Origin of the sequence: Hydrogenovibrio kuenenii DSM 12350 (assembly GCF_000526715.1) — a bacterium.
Classification (GTDB): Bacteria; Pseudomonadota; Gammaproteobacteria; order Thiomicrospirales; family Thiomicrospiraceae; genus Hydrogenovibrio; species Hydrogenovibrio kuenenii.
Genome location: NZ_JAGP01000001.1, coordinates 774,153 through 795,417 on the forward strand (window position 1 = coordinate 774,153; position 21,265 = coordinate 795,417).

Consider the following 21,265-nt stretch of genomic DNA (forward strand, 5'->3'; position numbering starts at 1 on the left):
GAGTTTAAGTTAATAGGAAATATCATGTCAAAAAACGAGAATCAGTCCTCAGAACAAGCTAATGCAGTTGATGAGAATAAAATTATTGCCGAACGTCGTGCAAAATTGACGGCATTACGTGAAGAGGGGCATTCTTATCCGAATACTTTTCGACGTCAGGATATTTCAGTAGATTTGCAAGCCGAATATGGTGAGATTTCTAAAGAAGATTTGGCAGAAATGGAACCTGTTCGTGTGAGAGTTGCTGGACGTATGATGTTGCGTCGTATTATGGGTAAAGCCAGTTTTGCAACCTTGCAAGATACTCAAGGGCGTATTCAAATTTATGTTACTCGTGATGAATTGCCGGAAGGTTTTTATAACACGCAATTCAAAAAATGGGATTTGGGTGATATTGTCGGTGCAGAAGGTTACTTGTTTAAAACGAATACAGGTGAGTTGTCGGTGCATGTGCAAAGCATTGAACTGATTACCAAATCAATTCGTCCTTTGCCGGATAAGTTTCATGGTTTGCAAGACCAAGAAATCAAATATCGTCAACGTTATGTTGATTTAATTGTGAACGAGGAAAGTCGTAACCGTTTTGTTGTGCGCTCAAAAATCGTACAGCATGTACGTGAGTTTTTGATTGGTAAAGGCTTTATGGAAGTTGAAACGCCAATGATGCACGTCATTCCAGGTGGTGCAACGGCCAAGCCGTTTAATACACATCATAATGCGTTGGATATGCCCCTGTATTTGCGTATTGCACCAGAGTTATATTTGAAGCGTTTGGTTGTTGGTGGTTTCGAAAAAGTATTTGAAATTAACCGTAGTTTCCGTAACGAAGGGCTGTCTACTCGCCATAACCCAGAGTTTACAATGGTTGAGTTTTATTCGGCTTACACCGATTATCATCAGTTGATGGATCATACGGAAGAGCTATTGAAAGAATTGGCTGAGCTGACAGTCGGCTCAACTAAAGTACCATATCAAGGTCAGGAATTTGACTTTGGTAAGCCGTTTGCTCGTATGACGATGAAAGAGTCGATTATGCATTTCTATCCAAATGTAGCTGAAGCGCAATTAGCGGATTTAGAGTCTGCAAAAGCTTTGGCAAAAGAAATGCATGTTTCTATTGATGATTCTTATGGTTTAGGGAAAGTGATTACCGAAATCTTTGAAGAGCATGTTGAAGAAAAGCTGCTTGATCCGACCTTTATTACAGAATATCCAGCAGAGGTTTCACCTTTAGCACGCCGTAATGACAATGATCCATTCATCACTGATCGTTTTGAGTTGTTTATCGGTGGTAGAGAGTTGGCAAACGGTTTTAATGAGTTGAATGATGCTGAAGATCAGGCAGAGCGCTTTAGAGCGCAAGTAGAAGCTAAAGATGCTGGTGATGATGAAGCGATGCATTATGATGAAGATTATATTGTTGCGCTGGAACATGGTATGCCACCAACTGCAGGAGAAGGGATTGGTATCGACCGTTTGGTTATGTTATTTACCGATTCGGCTTCTATTCGTGATGTGCTGTTATTCCCGCATATGAGACCAGCAGAGTGATTTGTAATTAGTTGTAGCAGTCAATAAAAAAGCCTTTGCATTTTGCAAAGGCTTTTTTGTTTTTACGCCGAAAGTTTTGATACCCAGCCTGGCAGATTTTCATCAAAATCTGCCAGGCTGGGGTAGAGGCGTTATTCTTCCGCTAAGTCATAAGGCATAGGTTCAATGGTGGCGATTGAACCAGTAGCTGTTTTTAAATCACCTTGTGCGGATTCTAGAGGCTTTAAAGTGGTTACTGCTAGGGCTATCGAGCCTTCATAGATATCTTGCCCAATAGAAATAATCGCAAACTTATAGTTACGATCAGCATCATCTTGTAGAACCAGTTCTTCACCAGAAGTTAAGGATAGTGGTTCATTAATATGAAGTCTTACCATGCGCTTGGTTGCTTTTCCACGATAGTGCATACGCGCGATGATTTCTTGCCCTGGGAAACACCCCTTTTTAAAGTTGATGGCTTCAAGTTTATCCAAGTTTAGGAATTGAGCTATAAATTCATTTGAAGTGTTTACAGTGACTTCTGGTTGACCTGAAACGATATTCAAAAGCGCCCAATCATTTTGTCCAACACCTTCACTGTTACCGCTTAGCGTGTTCCAAATTTGTTTGATGGTTTCGATATCACCGAATAAGCTATAACGATGATAAGGCCCTGGTAGCTTGATACCAATAACACCTTCTAATCCTTCTTTGGAAACGCTTTCAACTTGGTAAGTTTCTTTGATTTTTGTGGAAAGGGCTCTTTGTAAATCTAAATCGGCAAACTCGCCGGCATAACCAATTTGTATCATTTGCTCGGAGACATCTTCAAGTTCAACCTTTGAACGTAGTTTGAACATGGTCAGGCGTTGCATGATTTGATCTTTTAAAGAACTATCAAAGCTTAAGTAGTAAGCTTCACCCTGCTTAAAAACAGTGATCAGCGCAAGCACTTTACCTTGAGGTTCACAGTAAGCAGTTAACTGACCTTTTGTGTCCGTTACGTCATTAAGATCGTTTGAGAACTGACCTTGAAGAAAAGTTGCTGTTTCTTCACCAGTTACTTTGATTAAGGTTTGGTGTGATAGGTCAGCTAGTATTGGTCCATGTTTAACTAGAAAATGCTCTAATTCAGGGTTGCCAAAGTCTTTGATGCTACCCTGTTCATTAAAATTAGCGCCTTGTTCTTGTAAAAAAGATTTCCATTCACTATTCATTATTACTTTAGTCCCGTTTTTTGGCGTTATTATACTATTGATATGTGCAAACTTAATCGGTAATATCTTTGAATAAAGATTAAGAGTGCACTAAGCATTAGTTTTGGAGATAGATTGTGTCTGAATCAAAAAAAGAATTTTTAACATTTAAGCTGGGTAAAGAAGATTATGCGGTTGAAATTAATCGTGTTCAAGAGATTCGAGGATGGCAAGAGCCAAGTCCTTTGCCAAATGTGCCTGCATTTGTAAAAGGAGTGATTGACCTTCGTGGTGAAGTGGTACCAATCCTTGACCTGCGAGAACGTTTTCATTTGAACGTTAGTTATAACGCAACCACGGTAGTTATTGTTGTGAATGTTTCTACAAAAAATGGTGAGCGTATTGTTGGTTTTGTAGTGGATGCGGTGTCTGATGTGCATCAGTTTGATTTAAACACTATTCAGCCTGCACCTGATGTTGCAGCTATTGATAATCAATTTATGATGGGATTAACAACTATTGTCGAGAAAAACCATGCTTCTAATTCCATGTCTCAAGCAGAAAAAGAAGGTGAATCCGCTGGTACCAAGCGAATGGTTATCTTGATTGATATTGATAAACTGGCTTCTGACGGAATGCTTGAACAAATCAGCGACAATGTTGATAACATGCCGTTACAAAACGGTTAATTCAATATGATGTTAGGCGGAACCGCCTAACATTATCGGCCTAAACAGTTTTAATTTTTCTTTTCGTGCTTAGGTAGTTTTTTCTTAGGCTTTAAAGTGGTTGGTTTGGATTTTAGCTTTGTTTTTGGATAATCCAGATTGTAATGCAGACCTCTGCTTTCCTTGCGTTTGATTGCACTTTTTACCATCAAGTCCGCCACTTCAGTAAGATTTCTAAGCTCTAATAAATCACTTGTTAGTGTGTGTGCATAAAAGTATTCACGAATTTCTTGCTTTAGTATGCGGATACGTTTTAATGCTCGGTTAAGACGTTTATTAGTACGGACAATCCCGACATAGTCCCACATCAATCGACGTAACTCATCCCAATCGTGGCTAATAAGTACTTTTTCTTTAGCCTGGGTGACAAAGCTGGTATCCCAGTTTTTTACACAGAAAAAAGTTTCGGATGATACGGGTTCGAAATGCGTTTCTATCCATTCATAAGCTGTTTCGGCGAACACTAGTCCTTCTGCTAAAGAGTTGCTGGCTAGACGATTAGCACCATGTAATCCTGTGTAGGCAGTTTCACCTATCGCGAAGAGTCTTTTTAGGTCGGTTTTGCCATTTAAATCCGTTTTAATGCCGCCGCAAGTATAGTGGGCAGCAGGGACGACGGGGATAGGGTCTTTAGTGATGTCGATACCAACTTTTAAGCAACGTGCATAAATGGTTGGGAAGTGATGAATAATAAAGTCCTCTGGACGATGAGAGATGTCTAAATAGACACAATCAATCCCGTGCTTTTTCATTTCATGGTCAATGGCGCGTGCAACAATATCTCTTGGTGCAAGGTCGGCTCTTGAGTCGTGTTCGGACATGAAAGCATGACCATTTGGTAGCTTAAGGATGCCGCCTTCACCACGAACCGCTTCGGAAATCAAAAAAGAACGATCCTGAGGATGGTATAAACAAGTAGGGTGGAACTGGTTAAATTCCATATTCGTTACCGAGCAGCCAGCGCGCCATGCCATCGCAATGCCATCTCCAGTGGAGGTATCCGGGTTGCTGGTATAGAGATAGGTTTTGCTGGCACCGCCAGTTGCTAGCACAGTGTAGTGTGCAATTAGTGCTTCAACCTTATCTGTCTTTTTGTCTAGTACATAACTGCCTAAGCACTCAGTTCGGTCGCTGTTTAAAATCAGGTCAACCGTCATATGTTCTGGTAGTAATGTTATGTTTGGATTCTCTGTAACTCTTTCAATAAGCGTTTCCGCGACTGTTTTACCTGTATGGTCAGCAGCGTGGATGACGCGGCGATGGCTGTGTCCACCTTCTTGTGTGAGGTGGTAATCATCAGAAGAGGTGTCTTTGCTAAAAGGTACGCCTAACTCGATGAGTTCGTAGATGGCTTGAATGCCTTTGGTTGCGACTAAGCGAACGGCATTTTCTTCACAAAGCCCTGCACCAGCTTCTAAAGTGTCTTTAATATGTGATTCCACTGAGTCAAAAGGATCAAGTACAGCAGCAATGCCTCCTTGGGCATACTGAGTACTACCTTCTTGCAATGAAGCTTTTGCAACGACGGTGACTTGATAATGTCGAGCTAGTTTTAAGGCAATTGATAAGCCTGCAATTCCGCTACCAATAACCAAAATATCTGTTTGTTGCTTAAAAGCACTTGTCAAAAGAGGTATCCTACTGCTTTGGGTTTGAGTTTAATCTGAACAATTTTTGTTCTGGTGTGAACTTGTCGAGTTACATTATTATACCCTTGGCATAGAATAGATTTATCAGGATGTTGTTGTGGAAGACCAAAATAGAATTTTGAGCCCTTTTTCTTTGGAAGCGGAAAAAGAAAATTATGCCAGTCAAGGCAAACTAGTTGCGCTAGGTACTGTTGTTGAGCAGCAAGAAGAAAAGATTTGGGTTGTAACTGAACAGGATGCTGGATGTAAAGGTTGTGCAACAGAATCGGGTTGTGGAACCTCAGCTTTGGCTAAATTGTTTTCACCTAACAAGAATGCGCCTTTATTGATGTTGAATGATCTTGGAGTGAAAAAGGGAGATCTCGTCTTACTCTCAATAGATGAGTCAGACTTATTTAAACATTCTATGATGGCTTATGGCTTACCATTATTTTTAATGATTGGCTTGGCTTCGGTTGGTTTGGCAGTGACGCAATCAGATCAGTTTTCGATTTTGTTTGGTTTTTTTGGTTTGGGACTGGGCTGGTGGTCAGCTCGACATTTTTACCATCCGAAACAACCTAAGTTGGAAAGAGTGATCCAAGCCGAATAACTAGAAATTTCAATGGGAAGTTTCGAACGCGTAAGTAAAAAATCTAAGGGAGAAAACATGTTTACAAGTAAACATAAGTTCTTATCTGCTATGTGGTTGGCAGTTTTGTTAAGTTTTTCGGCAACGGCATCGGCACAAACGCCAATGGTTTCTTTGCCAGACTTTTCGGTATTAGCGGCACAAAACAGTCCGGTTGTCGTAAATATTAGTACAACCAAACATGTTTCAACGGTGCCAAAACAGTTTCGAGGTTTGCCGGACGAAATGCTACGCCGTTTCTTTGGTATTCCTGAGGGGCAGAGTCCAGGAGCACAAGAGCGACAAGTAACTTCCTTGGGTTCAGGTTTTATTATTAGTTCAGACGGTTATATTTTGACGAATAACCACGTGGTTGATGGTGCTGATGATGTGGTGGTCAAATTAAGTGACCGTAAAGAGCTTAAAGCAAAAATTATTGGTCAAGATAAGCGTACAGATGTAGCGGTATTAAAAGTTGATGCCACTGGTTTGCCTGTCGCAAAAATAGGGTCATCTAAAAACTTGAAAGTAGGTCAATGGGTACTGGCTATTGGCGAACCATTTGGTCTTGACTATACAGTTACACACGGTATCGTTTCAGCTATTGGGCGTGCGTTACCAGATGATACCTATGTCCCATTTATTCAAACAGATGTACCTATTAATCCAGGTAACTCTGGTGGACCATTATTTAACATGAATGGTGAAGTTGTTGGTATTAATTCTCAAATTTACAGCAGTAGCGGCGGTTCAATGGGGTTGTCTTTCTCAATTCCAATTGATATTGCTATGTCGGTTGCCGAACAATTAAAAGCGCAAGGGCATGTGACTCGTGGCTTCTTGGGTGTGAGCGTTCAAGATGTATCTGGTGATTTGGCAAAATCTTTTGGTTTAACTGTGCCAAAAGGTGCTTTGGTTGCAGAAGCTGTAAAAGGAACACCTGCTGAGAAAGCGGGGATTTTGGCCGGTGATATTATTCTTGCTTTCAATGGTCATCCAATCAATAAATCTGCTGACCTACCTCCAGTTGTAGGTGCTACACCAATTGGTAAGAAGGTAAAAGTTAAGCTGCTGAGAGCAGGTGATGTTAAGTATGTTTCGGTTAAGCTCAGAGCACTTGATAAGTTCGATGGAGTGAGCGAAGGTGCTGCCATTCACAATGCTGCATTGGGCGCACAAGTGAAAATGGTAAATCCTAAAGTTCTACATAAATTGAACCTGCCGTTTGGTATTCGTTTGGTGCATGTTGACAATGATGGTGCGGCAGCCAGAGCAGGTTTAAGAAATGGCGATATTTTAGTAACAGTTAATTTCCACTCAATAGAGTCTGTTAAGGGGCTCGAAAAAATCACAAAAGCTGTGCCTAAAGATAGAGCAGTGCCAGTGAGAATTGTGAGAGGGAGTCGCTCTATTTTCTTGCCAGTGAAGTTTGATAAATAAAACTCGGCTGACAAGATATTTTAATGAGTGAGTTTAAAGTCAAATTAGCGTAAAATACGCAGATTATTGAGTTGTTCTCGTATTTATTGCTGATTTGGCTTGTTTTGAATCACAGCGTAGCATGTATTTTTATGTGCTACAACGTTGAGGAAAGGGTGCAAATTCCGTCGGAATAAGCGCCCTTTTTTTGTGGTGCTGAAGGTAAATACGAGATGAAAGAATTTGAAGGTTATCGAGGCTTAGATGTCAGTAAATATTGACCACATCAGAAATTTTTCCATCATTGCGCACATTGACCATGGTAAATCCACTATTGCAGACCGTTTTATTCATTTATGCGGTGGTTTAACTGACCGTGAAATGGCTGCCCAAGTGCTGGATTCTATGGATATAGAACGTGAACGCGGTATTACCATTAAAGCGCAAAGTGTTACGTTAAACTATGAAGCTGATGATGGACAAGTCTATCAATTAAACTTTATCGATACGCCGGGCCACGTTGATTTTTCCTATGAAGTCTCACGTTCTCTTGCTGCTTGTGAAGGTGCATTGTTGGTTGTGGATGCTTCGCAAGGGGTAGAAGCTCAAACTGTTGCCAATTGTTATACCGCAATTGAGCAAGGGCTTGAAGTACTGCCTGTTTTGAATAAGATTGACCTGCCTGCTGCTGAACCTGACCGTGTGGTTGATGAGATTGAAGAAATTATTGGTATTGAAGCACATGACGCGGTTCATGCTAGCGCCAAAGCGGGTGTTGGTATTAAAGAAACTTTAGAGCAAATTGTTCAGAGAGTACCTGCACCGGAAGGTAATGCAGATGCACCACTAAAAGCTTTGATTATTGATTCTTGGTTTGATAACTATTTGGGTGTTGTCTCTCTCGTTCGTGTTGTTGATGGCAGAATTGGTAAAAAAATGAAAATGAAGATTTGTTCAACCAAGGAAGAGTATATGGTTGATCAAGTCGGGATTTTTACACCAAAACATACACCAACGGAGTATTTGTCTGCTGGCGAAGTTGGTTTTGTTGTTTCGGGAATTAAAGATATCGATGGTGCCCCGGTTGGAGATACCATTACCTTGGCGGGTAATGATGTTGAACCACTCCCCGGATTTAAACCTGTTCAACCTCGAGTATTTGCCGGTCTTTTTCCGATTAGTTCCGAAGATTATGAAGACCTTCGTGAAGCTCTCAGAAAGCTAAGATTAAATGATGCGGCTTTGCATTTTGAACCTGAGTCGTCAGATGCTTTGGGATTTGGTTTCCGTTGCGGTTTCTTAGGAATGCTTCATATGGAGATTATCCAAGAGCGTTTGGAACGTGAATATAACCTGGATTTGATTACCACTGCTCCAACCGTTATTTATGAAGTGCTGACTAAAAGTGGTGAGGTTGTTAAGGTAGATAACCCTTCTAGTTTGCCTGAAATTACTGTCATTGATGAAATACGTGAACCGATTATTCAAGCGAATATTTTGGTGCCAAACGAGTATGTCGGTGCGGTGATGAAGCTTTGTTTGGAAAAGCGTGGCGTTCAAAAAAATATGCAATATGCAGGAAATCAAGTATCTATCACTTATGAGCTGCCTTTGAATGAAGTGGTTCTGGATTTCTTTGATCGCCTAAAATCTACCAGTCGTGGCTATGCTTCCATGGATTACGAATTTAAGCGTTTCCAGTCTGATGACTTAGTAAAATTAGAGTTTTTAATTAATGGTGAACCTGTAGATGCGCTGGCAATTATCGTTCACCGCTCTACGGCAGTTCAACGAGGTAAAGTCTTAATTGAAAAACTGAAGGACATTATTCCGCGTCAGATGTTTGATGTTGCCATTCAGGCGGCCATTGGTGCTAAAATCATCGGCAGAACAAATGTGAAGGCACTCAGAAAGAACGTAACGGCTAAGTGTTATGGTGGTGATGTGTCTCGTAAGAAGAAATTGCTACAGAAACAGAAAGAAGGGAAAAAACGCATGAAATCAATCGGTAGCGTTGAACTGCCGCAAGAAGCGTTTTTAGCTGTATTGAATACCTCAGACGATTAAGGAAGACAGGATACGACTATGAGTTTTGAATTGATACTGGTCATCGCAACGGCTATAACAGGGGCGATTGCCTATGTCGATAAATTAGTATGGAAACCTAAGCGTGATCGATCTGTTACAACAGAAAGTGAGCCGCTGGTCGTTGAGTATGCGCGTTCATTGTTTCCGGTGTTTTTAGTTGTATTGGTTCTACGTTCATTTGTGGTTGAGCCTTTTAGAATCCCTTCTGGTTCAATGTATCCTACATTGGAAATTGGTGACTTCATTATTGTGAATAAGTTTGCTTATGGCTTAAAGTTGCCAGTAACGCAGACTAAAATTGTGCCAATCGGTGAACCTAAACGTGGTGATGTGGTTGTTTTTAAATATCCTAAAGATCCAGATGTGGATTACATTAAGCGCGTAATTGGTTTGCCTGGCGATAAAATTACCTATGTTGGACGTACAGTTTTCATTAATGGTGAGCCTTTGAAGCAGTCTTATATTGGTAGTTATAAAACTCATGGTGCGGGTGCAAATATGGATGGAACGTCTGAACTTTCAGAAACTTTTCCGTCTGGTAAAAAACACATGATTCTTTTGGATAAGGATAAATTTAGTCAGGATATGCAAACTGTTACAGTGCCGCCAGGACATTATTTTATGATGGGGGACAATCGTGACTATTCTAACGACAGCCGTTTCTGGGGCTTTGTTCCTGAACAAAATATTAAAGGTAAGGCTTTCGGAATTTGGATGAATTGGGATGACGGTATTCACTTTGATCGTATAGGTAAGGGAATTAATTAACCATGTCCGAATGGGAAAAAGAGGCTAAGTTAAAACGACTTTCAAAAGCGTTAGGCTACGAATATAAAGATTTAGGTTTCCTTGAAAAGGCTTTGACTCATCGAAGTGTGGGTTCTAAAAATAACGAAAGGCTTGAGTTTTTAGGGGATAGCCTTGTTAACTTTATGATTGCGGATGCGCTGTTTCACCAGTTTGAAAAAATTTCGGAAGGTGATTTAAGTCGAATTCGTGCCTTTTTGGTAAAAGGAGAAACGCTTGCCAAAATAGGCAAAGAGTACCAGCTTTCAGATTATTTGATGCTTGGCCCCGGAGAGTTGAAAAGCGGTGGTTATCGACGTGAATCAATTATTGCGGATGCAGTTGAAGCAATTATTGCATCTGTTTATGAAGATGGTGGGTTAACGCCTTGTAGAGAGTTGGTATCACGTCTTTATAAAGAAAGGTTGAATGAGCTTGAGCCTGAAAAGGTGGGTAAAGACCCTAAAACACGTTTACAGGAGTTTTTACAGTCGCGTCACCAACAGTTACCTGAATATAGCGTGATAAGTGTTAACGGCCCGGCGCATGCACAAGAGTTTATTGTCAGTTGTTATGTTGGTCAATTAAACCGTAAGTTTGAAGCAACGGCAACTAATCGTAGAAAGGCAGAGCAACTGGCTGCTGAACAAGCTTTGGACGTTTTGGAGAATCAATAATGACGGAAGAGACGGATTTTAAAGCTGGATTTGTTGCTGTTATAGGCCGACCAAATGTTGGAAAGTCTACGCTAATGAATATGCTGCTTGGGCAAAAACTAAGCATTACCTCACCTAAGCCTCAAACCACGCGTCATCGTATTCATGGCATTCATTCTACAGATCAGTTTCAAATTGTTTTTGTTGATACTCCAGGAATGCACCTGGGTGGACAAAAGTCGATTAATCGTTATATGAACCGTGCAGCTACCAGTGCATTTGCAGATGTAGATGTTGTGCTGTTTGTTGTTGAAGCTGGACGTTGGACAAAAGAAGATCAAGCGGTCGCTCAAAAATGTCAAAATTTAGATATTCCCGTTATTGTTTTAGTGAATAAGATCGATAAGATGCAGCAAAAAGAAGTCTTGTTGCCTTACCTGCACAAAATTGCAGAAAAGATTGATTTTGATGAAGTGATTCCTGTTTCGGCTTACAAGAAATCTGGTTTAGACATTGTAGAAAAAGAAGTCTTGAAGCACTTGCCGAATCAACCAGCCATTTTCCCAGAAGACTATATTACGGATCGTTCTTCTCGTTTTTTAGCATCGGAAATTGTGCGTGAAAAACTGATGCGAAGTCTTGGTGATGAAGTGCCTTATGGCGTGACAGTAGAGATTGAACAGTTTAAGTTTGAAGAAGACGAGGGGCGTTGGGTCATTCATGCACTGATTCTCGTTGAAAGATCAGGGCAAAAGCAAATCGTTATCGGTAAACAGGGGCAACTGATCAAGCAAGTTGGTATTCAAGCGCGAAAAGACCTAATGAAAATGCTGGATGGCCGAGTGCATCTTGAGCTTTGGGTCAAAGTGAAAGAAAATTGGGCGGATGATGATCGCGCTTTGGCAAGTTTGGGTTACACCGACGAAATAAATTGATGCATGGAGAAATAGGCTTTGGCTTTAGAAGTACAACAACAAGCCTATGTCTTGCATAAAAGACCCTACCGGGAAACGAGTTTGTTGGTTACCTTTTTAACATCAGAAAAGGGGCGACAAAATGCGGTTATCAAGGGCGTTAGAGGCCAGTCCAAGTCTAGTCGGATCAAACAAGCCTGGTTACAACCCTTTCAAAGCTTAAATATTAGTTGGTTAGAGCGTTCAGTTCATCAGTCAGACCTAGTTAACTTGAGATTGTTAGAACCTTCATCGGTTCGTTTTCCTCTGGTTGGCGATGCTAGTATTTGTGGTCTTTATCTCAATGAATTACTTTATCGTTTGCTGTATCCAAGAATTGCTTCTGAGTCGATTTATGAAGACTATCAGCAAGCTTTATTAGGGTTGGCAAAAGCCGGAACTCGATTTGAACAAGCATGGGTGTTGCGTAAATTCGAATTTCAGTTGTTGGGTGATCTAGGTTATGGGTTTGATTTGTCAGTAGATGCCAATGGTCTGCCTATTGATGAAAATCGGGTCTATAGATTTATACCGGAAATGGGCTTTATTGAACATTTTCCTTCGCAAGATTTACAAACAACAATCCTATCAGGAAAGTGTATTTTGCAGTTTTTGGAGCAAAAGTATTCTGAGAACTGTCTTAATGAAATGAAAAAATTCTTTAGACAGGTATTGGCCTATTACCTGGGAGAAAAACCTGTTCAAGCCAGGGCTTTATTTCAAGGGGAATAGGATAAAAAATGGGCGCATATAGAGGTAAGAAGGAATAAAAATGAATCCGATTTATTTAGGACTGAATATTGACCATGTAGCAACAATTCGTCAGGCAAGAGGAACGCGTTATCCTGATCCTGTTAAAGCTGCATTAGATGCTGAGATGGCCGGCGCAGATAGTATTACACTGCACCTAAGAGAAGATCGCCGTCATATTCAAGATGAAGATGTACGTCGAATTAGTGAAGCACGCCAAACTAAAGTAAATTTAGAAATGGCAGCCACTTCTGAAATGTTGTCTATTGCATTGCAGACTTGTCCAGAAGATGTTTGTTTGGTTCCAGAGAAAAGAGAAGAACTGACAACGGAAGGTGGACTTGATGTCGTTTCTCAGCAGGCATGGTTGACAGATTTTTGTGGTAAGTTAGCTGAAAATAAAACGCGAGTCTCTTTGTTTATTGATGCAGAAGAGTCGCAAATTCGTGCAGCAAAAGCCGTTGGTGTACCAGTTATTGAGCTTCATACGGGTACTTATGCCGAGCTAACAGATTCAACTGCAATTTCAGCTGAGTTAGAGCGCATTAAACAAGCGACTGCTCTAGCTAAATCTTTAGGATTAGTTGTTAACGCTGGTCATGGACTTCATTATCACAATGTTCAAGCGATTGCTGCGATTAAAGATATTGAAGAGTTAAATATCGGTCATGCGATTATTGCTCAAGCATTGTTTTCAGGTATGCCTGAAGCCGTTAGAGAAATGAAACGTATTATGGTGGAAAGCCGTAAACAAGCATACCTAGGATAATTGGGCTGGCTTCGGAATGATTGTTGGAATTGGAACAGACATTGTAGAAATAGCAAGAATTTCCTCCTTGCTCTCCAAAAGAGGGGAGGTGTTTGCACATAAGATTCTTTCAAGCATTGAAATGAAGGAATTTGCAGCGCAAATGCATCCTGAAATTTATTTAGCGAAACGATGGGCTGCAAAAGAAGCGATCGCAAAAGCATTGGGTACAGGTTTTTCTAATGGTGTAACTTTTGGGGAGATGACTATTGGACATACTGATCTAGGACAACCTTTGGTGAAGTTACATGGTAAAACACTTGCTTTGTCTGAGGAAAGGCAGATAAAGTATTGGTCTATTAGTATTAGTGATGAAAAACATTATGCAATTGCTTTTGTCGTTGCAGAGGCTGATTAGTTTCATAGATTGGTCTAGAAAAAAAATAAGGAAGAATACACGGATGAATTATTCCGCTTACACTTTTCAACAAGATTTAATACAATGCTAGCTATGAAGCGATTAATGATTGTTTTTTCAAGAAAAATCTGCCAGGCTGGGGTGCTTGTTGTGAGTTGGTTTTCAGCCAATGTATACGCTTCGACAGCTGATAGCGTTGGTCTTTCAAAGAATAATATAGAACCATCAAGTTATTTCGGACAAATTCTCATTTCTTTAATGTTTATTGTATTGGTTATTTTTGCCGGTGCATGGTTGCTAAAAAGATTTGGTAGAGTTAATGGGCTGGTGAGCAAAGATATGCGCATTCTGGGCAACATGGCCATAGGTCAGAGAGAGCGTATTTTGCTGTTACAGGTTGGAAAAGAACAGTTGTTAATAGGGGTAACTTCTAGTCGAATATCGCTATTGCACGAATTAAAAGAACCTATTGAAGTTCGAGAGGTTACGACACCAATGAACAGTGCCTTTGCTCAAAAGCTTCAAGAAGCCATAGCCAATAGAAAAAAGCCGGAAAATGACTAAAAGACTACCTTTCTTACTCTTTATTTTTACCCTTCTTTTTCCTGTAATGGGGGCTGCTGCTGTCCCTGGAATTCCTGCTTTCACGGTTCAAACGGATGCGCAAGGAAATCAGGACTATACCTTAACCATTCAAATTTTATTGCTGATGACTGGCTTGACGCTGCTACCGGCAGCGCTTATTGCAATGACATCTTTTTTGCGAATAATCGTCGTGTTAGCCTTATTAAGGCAAGCACTAGGGGTGCAATCGACACCTTCGAATCAAGTTTTGATTGGTTTGGCGCTATTTTTAACTTTGTTTGTTATGTCTCCCATACTCGATCAGATTTATAAAAACGCAGTTACCCCTTATCTTAATGAGCAAATTAAGTTTAAAGAAGCTATTGATGTCGGTGCTAAGCCTTTACATAAGTTTATGATCCAGCAAACACGAGAATCTGATCTTGGTATGTTTGCTCAGATGGCTGATGTAGAACTTAAAGACCCAGATACCGTGCCTTTCAAAGTATTGATTCCTGCATTTATGACCAGTGAATTGAAGACCGCCTTTCAAATTGGATTTATGATATTTATCCCATTTTTGATTATCGATCTGGTCGTGGCCACATTGTTGATGGCGATGGGGATGATGATGTTATCTCCGATGATTATTTCTATGCCTTTTAAACTTATGTTGTTTGTTTTAATAGATGGGTGGGCATTGATTATGGGAACGTTGGCGAATAGTTTCGTAGTTGCAGGAGGTACGTGATGACACCTGAATTTGTACTAACCCTAGGTCAAAGAATGCTGGAAGTTGTGACTATGTTGGCAGCGCCATTGTTGCTACCTGCATTAGCAGTAGGTTTGTTGGTTGGTATGTTTCAAGCAGCAACCCAGATTAATGAAATGACTCTGAGCTTTATCCCGAAAGTTGCTATCGTCGGCGTTGTTCTAGTTGTAGGTGGTCCTTGGATGCTAAACACCTTGGTTTCTTTTACCAAAGAGCTTTATGAAAATATTCCAGCACTGATTGGTTAGTCATAATGTTGACATTCAACTATGATGATTTTCTTAGTTTATTAGGGCTTTATTTTTGGCCCTTTATTCGTATCACGGGCATGCTAATGATGGTGCCACTATTTTCTGCAAGTTATGTTTCGGTTAATATTCGTTTGATGTTGGCTGTTTTCATTACTTTAGCAGTTGCACCGTCTTTACCACTTCCTGATCCTATTGATCCTTTTACCTGGCATGGCGTTTTGTTGATTGTGCAGCAGTTTGGTATAGGTTTGGCAATAGGACTGATTTTTGCTGTTATATTTCAGGTGTTCGTTATAGCGGGGCATTTGGCTTCTATGTCAATGGGATTGGCAATGGCAACAATGGTGGATCCCTCGACAGGTGTGAATACGCCAATTATAGGGCGTTATTTTACGATTGTTGCCACTTTACTGTTTTTGTTGATGAACGGGCATGTGTTGGTTTTTAAAATGGTTATGGACAGTTTTCAAACGCTACCTGTGGGGTTACATTTTTTTGACACTATGAGCTTGAAGCAAATTTATAGTTTTGGGTCGATTATGTTTGAATCTGGTGTGTTATTGGCTTTACCTCTGGTAACGGCGCTTTTATTAGTAAATATTTCGTTTGGAGTGGTTGCGAGAGCTGCGCCAGCCCTTAATATTTTTGCGGTTGGTTTTCCAATTACTTTGACTGTAGGTTTGGTGATGTTGATTTTTATTACTCCATTGTTGTTGCCAACGATGCAACATTTAATGGTTTCTGTTCACGATTTAATTGGTACTTTAAAATTGAATCAATAAGGTGATAGGGTTCGCCTGAAGAGTGCTAGATGGCTGAAAACGAAGACGGTACAGAAAAAACAGAAGACCCCTCCGACAAAAAACTCCGTGAAGCTAGGGAGAAAGGTCAGGTTCCAAGGTCAAAAGAGCTATCAACTCTTATGATGACCCTGTCTGCAGCTATTTTTTTATATTTTTTTGGTCACTATATGGTCGCTCAGTTTGAGGAGATTATGACCAAAGGGCTACAGTTAGATCGAGCCCATGCTTATGACATTGGTATGTTGACAAACAGGGTACTGGGTATGTTGCTAGAGTCGATTTATATGTCGCTACCCTTTCTGACATTAATGGTCGTTGTAGCGGTGGTTTCTCCGCTGCTTTTAGGTGGTTGGAATTTTAGTACACATCCGTTAATGCCTAAGTTGAGTAAACTTAATCCTGTTAGTGGAATAAAGCGGATGTTTTCCAAGACAGCGTTAGTTGAACTTATTAAAGCAATTCTCAAATTTGTACTGATTGCGGCCGTGGCGGCATATTTTTTGTGGCATACCTACCATGAAGTCGTTTCTATTGGTCTGGAACCGTTAAAAATGGCTATGGCGCATTCCGCTAAGCTAGTGCTTGAAGCTTTTATTTTTGTAAGTTTGTCTCTGATAGTGATTGCTGCTATTGATGTTCCGTTTCAGGTGTATCAACATATCAGTCAATTAAAAATGACAAAACAAGAAGTAAAAGATGAGCATAAGCAACAAGAAGGGAGTCCCGAGGTTAAAGGGCGTATTCGTCAGCTACAAAGAGAAATGTCCCAACAGCGTATGATGCAGCGAGTACCAGAGGCTGATGTTGTTATTACCAACCCAACACACTTTGCTGTGGCTTTAAAATATGATGCAGATGGTATGCAGGAACCAATTGTTCTTGCAATGGGGGCAGATTTTATGGCGGCACAAATTAGAACACTGGCGACAGATAATAATATTCCATTAGTAGAAGCGCCACCCTTAGCACGTGCTTTATACTATAATGCAGATGTTGATAAACCAATACCTTATGAGTTATTTAAAGCTGTAGCAGCGGTATTGGCTTATGTCTATCAGCTGAAAGATGGACGAGTACCACAAGAGTTGGATTTTGAAACCTTGCCTATTCCTGATGGAATGAAAACGGAGTCGTCTTCAGAGAGTAGTGAACAGGAACTAACAGAACAATAATTAGATGAATTTTTCTCAGCTACTCAATCAGATCAAGCAATCATTTAAAAATGGGTTAGGGATACCTATCGCTATTTTAGCTCTGTTAGCGATGGTAGTTGTTCCTTTACCACCGTTTTTGCTTGATGTCTTTTTTACATTTAACATAGCTCTGTCGCTCGTTGTCTTGATGGTAACGCTTTACTCTAAGCGCCCTGTAGAATTTTCTATTTTCCCAACTATTATCCTATTAACAACACTATTTAGACTTTCTTTAAACATTGCTTCTACTCGAGTCATTCTTTTAGAAGGGCACAATGGTGGGGCATCAGCCGGTTATGTTATTGAATCATTTGGTGAATTTGTTATCGGTGGAAACTTTGCCGTTGGTTTGGTTGTTTTTGCCATTTTAGTTGTCATCAACTTTGTGGTTATCACAAAAGGTGCAGGCCGTGTCGCAGAAGTTAGTGCACGTTTTACTTTGGACTCCATGCCGGGGAAGCAAATGGCGATAGATGCGGACTTGAATGCCGGGTTGATTACTCAAGAGCAGGCACAAGAACGACGTGGTGAAATTGCAACTGAAGCAGACTTTTACGGTTCTATGGATGGTGCGAGTAAATTTGTTCGAGGTGACGCCGTTGCCGGGATAGTGATTCTTTTCATTAACTTACTGGGTGGTTTTGCGATAGGGGTTGGGCAACATGATATGTCCTTTAGTGATGCGACACATGTATATACGATTTTGACTCTAGGGGATGGGTTGGTTGCGCAAATCCCATCACTTTTACTCTCCACCGCGACAGCAATTATCGTTACCCGTGTTACTGGTGACAAAAAAGATATGTCGCAACAGGTGCAGATGCAAATGTTCGCCAATCCTAAAGCACTGGGAATGAGTGCAGGTATAGTAGGTATTTTTGGATTGGTTCCAGGTATGCCTAATGTTGCTTTTCTGTCTTTTGCCGCAGTTTCAGGGCTTGGCGCTTATTTAATCCATAAAAAACAACAAGAAACGCCGCCTGTAGAAGAATTATTGAATGATGCTGAAGGGGATACGGTAGAACAGGGTTCTGAGTTGAGTTGGGATGATGTTCAATCCGTCGATACACTTGGGTTGGAAGTGGGTTATCGTTTGATTCCAATGGTGGATCAGGCGCAAAATGGCCAGTTGTTAGAACGTGTTAAAGGCGTTAGGCGCAAGGTTTCACAGGAACTCGGTTTTCTTGTACCACCTGTACATATTCGAGATAACTTAGATTTAGCGCCAAATCATTATAAAATTATGCTGTTAGGTGTTGCTGCCGGTGAAGGTGAAGTTTTTCCTGACAAAGAGTTGGCAATTAATCCAGGACAAGTATTTGGAGAGGTTCAAGGAACGCCTACAAAAGATCCTACGTTTGGTTTAGATGCTGTTTGGATTTCGTTGGCAGACCGTGAGCAGGCTCAAGCCCTCGGTTATACCGTTGTAGACTCTAGTACCGTTGTAGCAACACATATTAGCCAAATTATTCAAGATTATGCATCTGAACTGCTTGGTTATGATGAAACGCAAAAACTATTAGATAAGCTTAAAGAGGTTTCACCTAAGTTGGTGAGTGAGCTGATACCAGATAAATTATCTTTGTCTGCTGTAGTAAAAGTATTGCAGAATCTTTTGATAGAAAAAGTTTCAATTAAAGATTTAAGAACAATCTTGGAAACCTTGACGGAAAATGCAGGTCGTTTACAGGATCCAGAGTTGCTGACTATGCAAGTTAGGGCTGCGTTGGGACGATCTATCATTCAGAACCTTGTGGGCTCTGAAGGTGACTTGAAAGTGATTACTCTTGATCCAGGATTGGAACAGTTATTGCTACAAGCTTCTCAAGGGTCTCCAGAAGGACAGTTGGCTATAGAGCCAGGCTTAGCCGAAAGATTGCATGCGACTTTAAAAGAAGAGTCGCAAAAGGTTGAAATAGAAGGGCAGTCGGCAGTTCTTCTTGTCGCACCACAAATCCGAGCTCAATTAGCTAAACTGTTTAAGTTCAGTTTACCTAATTTGAATATATTGGCTTATTCAGAAGTGCCAGAAAATCGTCAAATTAGTGTGGTTGCAAATGTTGGACAGGAGGCTAGCTAGATGAAGCTAAAACGTTATCTTGGGCCTAACATGCGGCAAGTAATGGCGTTAGTTCGTGATGAACTGGGCGACGATGCGGTCATTATGTCAACCCGAAATACGGATGAAGGTGTTGAAATAGTTGCTGCGATGGATCCAGATTCATCACCAAAAGAAGACAAAAATAATGCTGTAGCTAAGGCAAGTTTTGCTTCTCCTGAGTTATCACAGAATGCGCAGATGAGCGCTCGCGGTAACCAAGAAATACAAAAAATGGCAGCAGAACTGCAGTCAGTCAAGACGATGCTGCAAGATCAGTTATCAGGCTTGGCCTGGAATCATTCTGAAAAAATGGAACCTGAAAAGGTCAGGTTGTTAAAACGGTTGGTTCAGTTAGGCATAGGTTGGGATTTAGCTCAGAACTTGGTAAATGGCATAGAAACAATTGATGAGAGTGCTTGGTCTGAAGTTTTATTTGAACTAGAAAGACGTATTCCTTCAGGTGCTGGTGATGTAGTTGATTCAGGTGGGGTGGTTGCTTTAGTTGGACCCACAGGTGTAGGGAAAACAACGACGATTGCTAAAATGGCAAGCCGTTTTGTAATGCGGAATAGTGCAAGTCAACTCGCACTTATTACCACGGATTGTTATAAAATAGGGGCTCAAGCGCAACTAAAGACTTTTGCTGATTTGTTGGGCGTGCCAGTTTATGTTGCTGCAACAGAAGGTGAACTATTGAACTTATTGGCATCATTAACGAGTAAGAAGTTGATATTGATTGACACAGCTGGTTTAAGCCAAAAAGATGCATTAATTGACCAGCAACCAACAAAAACCAAAATGGGATTAGAAATGATTCGGAACTATTTGGTTATGTCGGCGGCAACGCAACTTAGTGTGATGAAAGATATTGTTGGTTCCTTTGGTAGAGTAGGGCTCAAAGGATGTATTTTAACCAAATTGGATGAAGCTACTCAGCTTGGCAATGTGTTGACCGTTTTAATTGAACAAAAGTTAGCACCTGTTTATGCTTCTAATGGACAACGGGTTCCTGAAGATTTGGAACCAATAAAAATAAGAGATTTAGTCGACAAAGCAATGGTACTAGGACAACAGAAATCAGTAAACGAAGAAGAAATGGCATTTCGTTTAGGTATGGGTAAGGATATTTCAGATGCACAATGATCAAGCAGCTGGTTTAAGAGCTATGCAATCTCATAATACTAGTCCGGTAAATGAAACCGAGCCGAAAAAAACTTCTGGGCGTCCATCAAAGCCAGTTAGAGTTCTAGCTGTAGCAAGTGGGAAAGGTGGTGTTGGTAAGACTAATGTCTCCGTAAATTTGGCTGTCTCTTTAGGTCAGTTAGGCAATCGTGTTTTGCTTATGGATGCAGATATGGGGTTAGCTAATGTAGATATCATGCTCGGCCTGCAAACGAAATATAATTTAGCCGATGTTTTGGATGGAGAAAAAACGCTTAGAGAAGTCATGGTTGATGCCCCAGGTGGTATTAAGGTTATACCAGCCGCATCAGGTGTCAGGCGTATGGCTCAATTAACGCCAGCAGAGAATGCCGGCATAATTAACGCTTTTTCCGAGATAGATGGTTTTCTTGATGTATTAGTGATTGATACTGCTGCGGGGATTGCAGATAGTGTTGTGAGTTTTTGTAGAGCTTCTCAAGAAGTGATTGTTGTCGTAAACGATGAACCTGCATCAATGACAGATGCTTACGCATTGATAAAAGTATTAAGTAGGGAATATAATCTTACAAAGTTTAAATTGTTAGCCAACATGGTTAGGTCAGAAAAGCATGGTTTAATGCTATATGACAAGTTTTCTAAGGTTTGTGAACAGTTTTTGGATGTGTATATTGACTATTTAGGAACAATTCCTTTTGACCATGATTTGAGAGAAGCAGTGCAACGACAAACACCGGTTACAATAGCAAAGCCGGATAGTGAGTCTGCTAAAGCTTTTAAAAAAATAGCAGTAGAAATTAATAACTGGCCAATACCAACGGGAGTAACGGGGTATTTACAGTTCTTTGTCGAGCGTTTGTTTCAAACGCAGAACAGTTAATTAAAGGTT

General features: G+C 40.6%; 21 protein-coding genes. 19 read left to right on the top strand and 2 right to left on the bottom strand.

Annotated features, from left to right (window positions below; genetic code table 11):
• The first annotated feature begins 24 nt into the window (after positions 1 to 24).
• Positions 25 to 1,551, top strand: coding sequence for a lysine--tRNA ligase (gene lysS / locus N745_RS0103580; protein WP_024850767.1), 1,527 nt, complete (start codon positions 25 to 27; stop codon positions 1,549 to 1,551).
• Positions 1,552 to 1,682: 131 nt separating this feature from the next.
• Here lysS and ygfZ read toward each other — a convergent pair whose 3' ends face one another.
• Positions 1,683 to 2,747, bottom strand: a complete 1,065-nt coding sequence (gene ygfZ, locus N745_RS0103585) for a CAF17-like 4Fe-4S cluster assembly/insertion protein YgfZ (RefSeq protein WP_024850768.1) — start codon at positions 2,745 to 2,747, stop codon at positions 1,683 to 1,685.
• Positions 2,748 to 2,863: 116 nt separating this feature from the next.
• On the opposite strand from ygfZ, the gene N745_RS0103590 reads away from it, so the two are divergent.
• Positions 2,864 to 3,415 (top strand): chemotaxis protein CheW, encoded by a 552-nt coding sequence (locus tag N745_RS0103590; RefSeq protein ID WP_024850769.1) that lies wholly within the window; start codon positions 2,864 to 2,866, stop codon positions 3,413 to 3,415.
• Positions 3,416 to 3,465: 50 nt separating this feature from the next.
• On the opposite strand, the gene nadB is transcribed toward N745_RS0103590, so the two are convergent.
• Complete coding sequence (nadB, locus tag N745_RS0103595) at positions 3,466 to 5,082, bottom strand: L-aspartate oxidase (RefSeq protein ID WP_024850770.1); 1,617 nt, start codon at positions 5,080 to 5,082, stop codon at positions 3,466 to 3,468.
• A gap of 118 nt (positions 5,083 to 5,200) precedes the next feature.
• On the opposite strand from nadB, the gene N745_RS0103600 reads away from it, so the two are divergent.
• The 17 genes from N745_RS0103600 to N745_RS0103680 all read left to right on the top strand — a co-directional run bounded on the left by N745_RS0103600 (position 5,201) and on the right by N745_RS0103680 (position 21,256).
• Positions 5,201 to 5,695 (top strand): SoxR reducing system RseC family protein, encoded by a 495-nt coding sequence (locus N745_RS0103600; protein ID WP_024850771.1) that lies wholly within the window; start codon positions 5,201 to 5,203, stop codon positions 5,693 to 5,695.
• 57 nt (positions 5,696 to 5,752) lie between these two features.
• Positions 5,753 to 7,153, top strand: coding sequence for a Do family serine endopeptidase (locus N745_RS0103605; protein ID WP_024850772.1), 1,401 nt, complete (start codon positions 5,753 to 5,755; stop codon positions 7,151 to 7,153).
• Positions 7,154 to 7,396: 243 nt separating this feature from the next.
• Positions 7,397 to 9,199, top strand: a complete 1,803-nt coding sequence (gene lepA, locus N745_RS0103610; RefSeq protein ID WP_024850773.1) for a translation elongation factor 4 — start codon at positions 7,397 to 7,399, stop codon at positions 9,197 to 9,199.
• Positions 9,200 to 9,217: 18 nt separating this feature from the next.
• Positions 9,218 to 9,988 (top strand): signal peptidase I, encoded by a 771-nt coding sequence (gene lepB / locus N745_RS0103615; protein WP_024850774.1) that lies wholly within the window; start codon positions 9,218 to 9,220, stop codon positions 9,986 to 9,988.
• A gap of 2 nt (positions 9,989 to 9,990) precedes the next feature.
• Positions 9,991 to 10,683 carry a ribonuclease III gene (gene rnc / locus N745_RS0103620; protein WP_024850775.1) on the top strand — a complete coding sequence of 231 codons (693 nt, stop codon included), beginning with the start codon at positions 9,991 to 9,993 and terminating at the stop codon, positions 10,681 to 10,683.
• Positions 10,683 to 11,597 carry a GTPase Era gene (era, locus tag N745_RS0103625; protein ID WP_024850776.1) on the top strand — a complete coding sequence of 305 codons (915 nt, stop codon included), beginning with the start codon at positions 10,683 to 10,685 and terminating at the stop codon, positions 11,595 to 11,597. Before rnc ends, era begins: the two co-directional genes overlap by 1 nt.
• 18 nt (positions 11,598 to 11,615) lie before the next feature.
• Positions 11,616 to 12,347, top strand: coding sequence for a DNA repair protein RecO (recO, locus tag N745_RS0103630; RefSeq protein WP_024850777.1), 732 nt, complete (start codon positions 11,616 to 11,618; stop codon positions 12,345 to 12,347).
• A gap of 40 nt (positions 12,348 to 12,387) precedes the next feature.
• The gene (gene pdxJ / locus N745_RS0103635; protein ID WP_024850778.1) at positions 12,388 to 13,134 is read left to right on the top strand and encodes a pyridoxine 5'-phosphate synthase; all 747 of its coding nucleotides are present in this window, start codon (positions 12,388 to 12,390) and stop codon (positions 13,132 to 13,134) included.
• A 16-nt stretch (positions 13,135 to 13,150) separates the two neighbouring features.
• Entirely contained in the window at positions 13,151 to 13,531 is a 381-nt protein-coding gene (acpS, locus tag N745_RS0103640) for a holo-ACP synthase (RefSeq protein ID WP_024850779.1), read from the top strand.
• A gap of 105 nt (positions 13,532 to 13,636) precedes the next feature.
• Positions 13,637 to 14,095, top strand: a complete 459-nt coding sequence (fliO, locus tag N745_RS0103645) for a flagellar biosynthetic protein FliO (RefSeq protein WP_038070602.1) — start codon at positions 13,637 to 13,639, stop codon at positions 14,093 to 14,095.
• Positions 14,088 to 14,846, top strand: a complete 759-nt coding sequence (fliP, locus tag N745_RS0103650) for a flagellar type III secretion system pore protein FliP (protein ID WP_024850781.1) — start codon at positions 14,088 to 14,090, stop codon at positions 14,844 to 14,846. The genes fliO and fliP overlap by 8 nt, the downstream gene beginning before the upstream one ends.
• Positions 14,846 to 15,115 carry a flagellar biosynthesis protein FliQ gene (gene fliQ / locus N745_RS0103655; RefSeq protein ID WP_024850782.1) on the top strand — a complete coding sequence of 90 codons (270 nt, stop codon included), beginning with the start codon at positions 14,846 to 14,848 and terminating at the stop codon, positions 15,113 to 15,115. Before fliP ends, fliQ begins: the two co-directional genes overlap by 1 nt.
• 5 nt (positions 15,116 to 15,120) lie before the next feature.
• A complete protein-coding gene (gene fliR / locus N745_RS0103660) occupies positions 15,121 to 15,900 on the top strand; it encodes a flagellar biosynthetic protein FliR (protein WP_084657292.1) in 780 nt (259 codons plus the stop codon).
• A 29-nt stretch (positions 15,901 to 15,929) separates the two neighbouring features.
• Positions 15,930 to 17,093, top strand: coding sequence for a flagellar biosynthesis protein FlhB (gene flhB / locus N745_RS0103665; RefSeq protein WP_024850784.1), 1,164 nt, complete (start codon positions 15,930 to 15,932; stop codon positions 17,091 to 17,093).
• A 4-nt stretch (positions 17,094 to 17,097) separates the two neighbouring features.
• Positions 17,098 to 19,194 (top strand): flagellar biosynthesis protein FlhA, encoded by a 2,097-nt coding sequence (gene flhA, locus N745_RS0103670; RefSeq protein ID WP_024850785.1) that lies wholly within the window; start codon positions 17,098 to 17,100, stop codon positions 19,192 to 19,194.
• On the top strand, positions 19,195 to 20,358 hold the full coding sequence (gene flhF / locus N745_RS0103675) for a flagellar biosynthesis protein FlhF (RefSeq protein WP_024850786.1): 1,164 nt from the start codon (positions 19,195 to 19,197) through the stop codon (positions 20,356 to 20,358).
• Positions 20,348 to 21,256 carry a MinD/ParA family protein gene (locus N745_RS0103680; RefSeq protein WP_024850787.1) on the top strand — a complete coding sequence of 303 codons (909 nt, stop codon included), beginning with the start codon at positions 20,348 to 20,350 and terminating at the stop codon, positions 21,254 to 21,256. The genes flhF and N745_RS0103680 overlap by 11 nt, the downstream gene beginning before the upstream one ends.
• Positions 21,257 to 21,265: the final 9 nt, after the last annotated feature.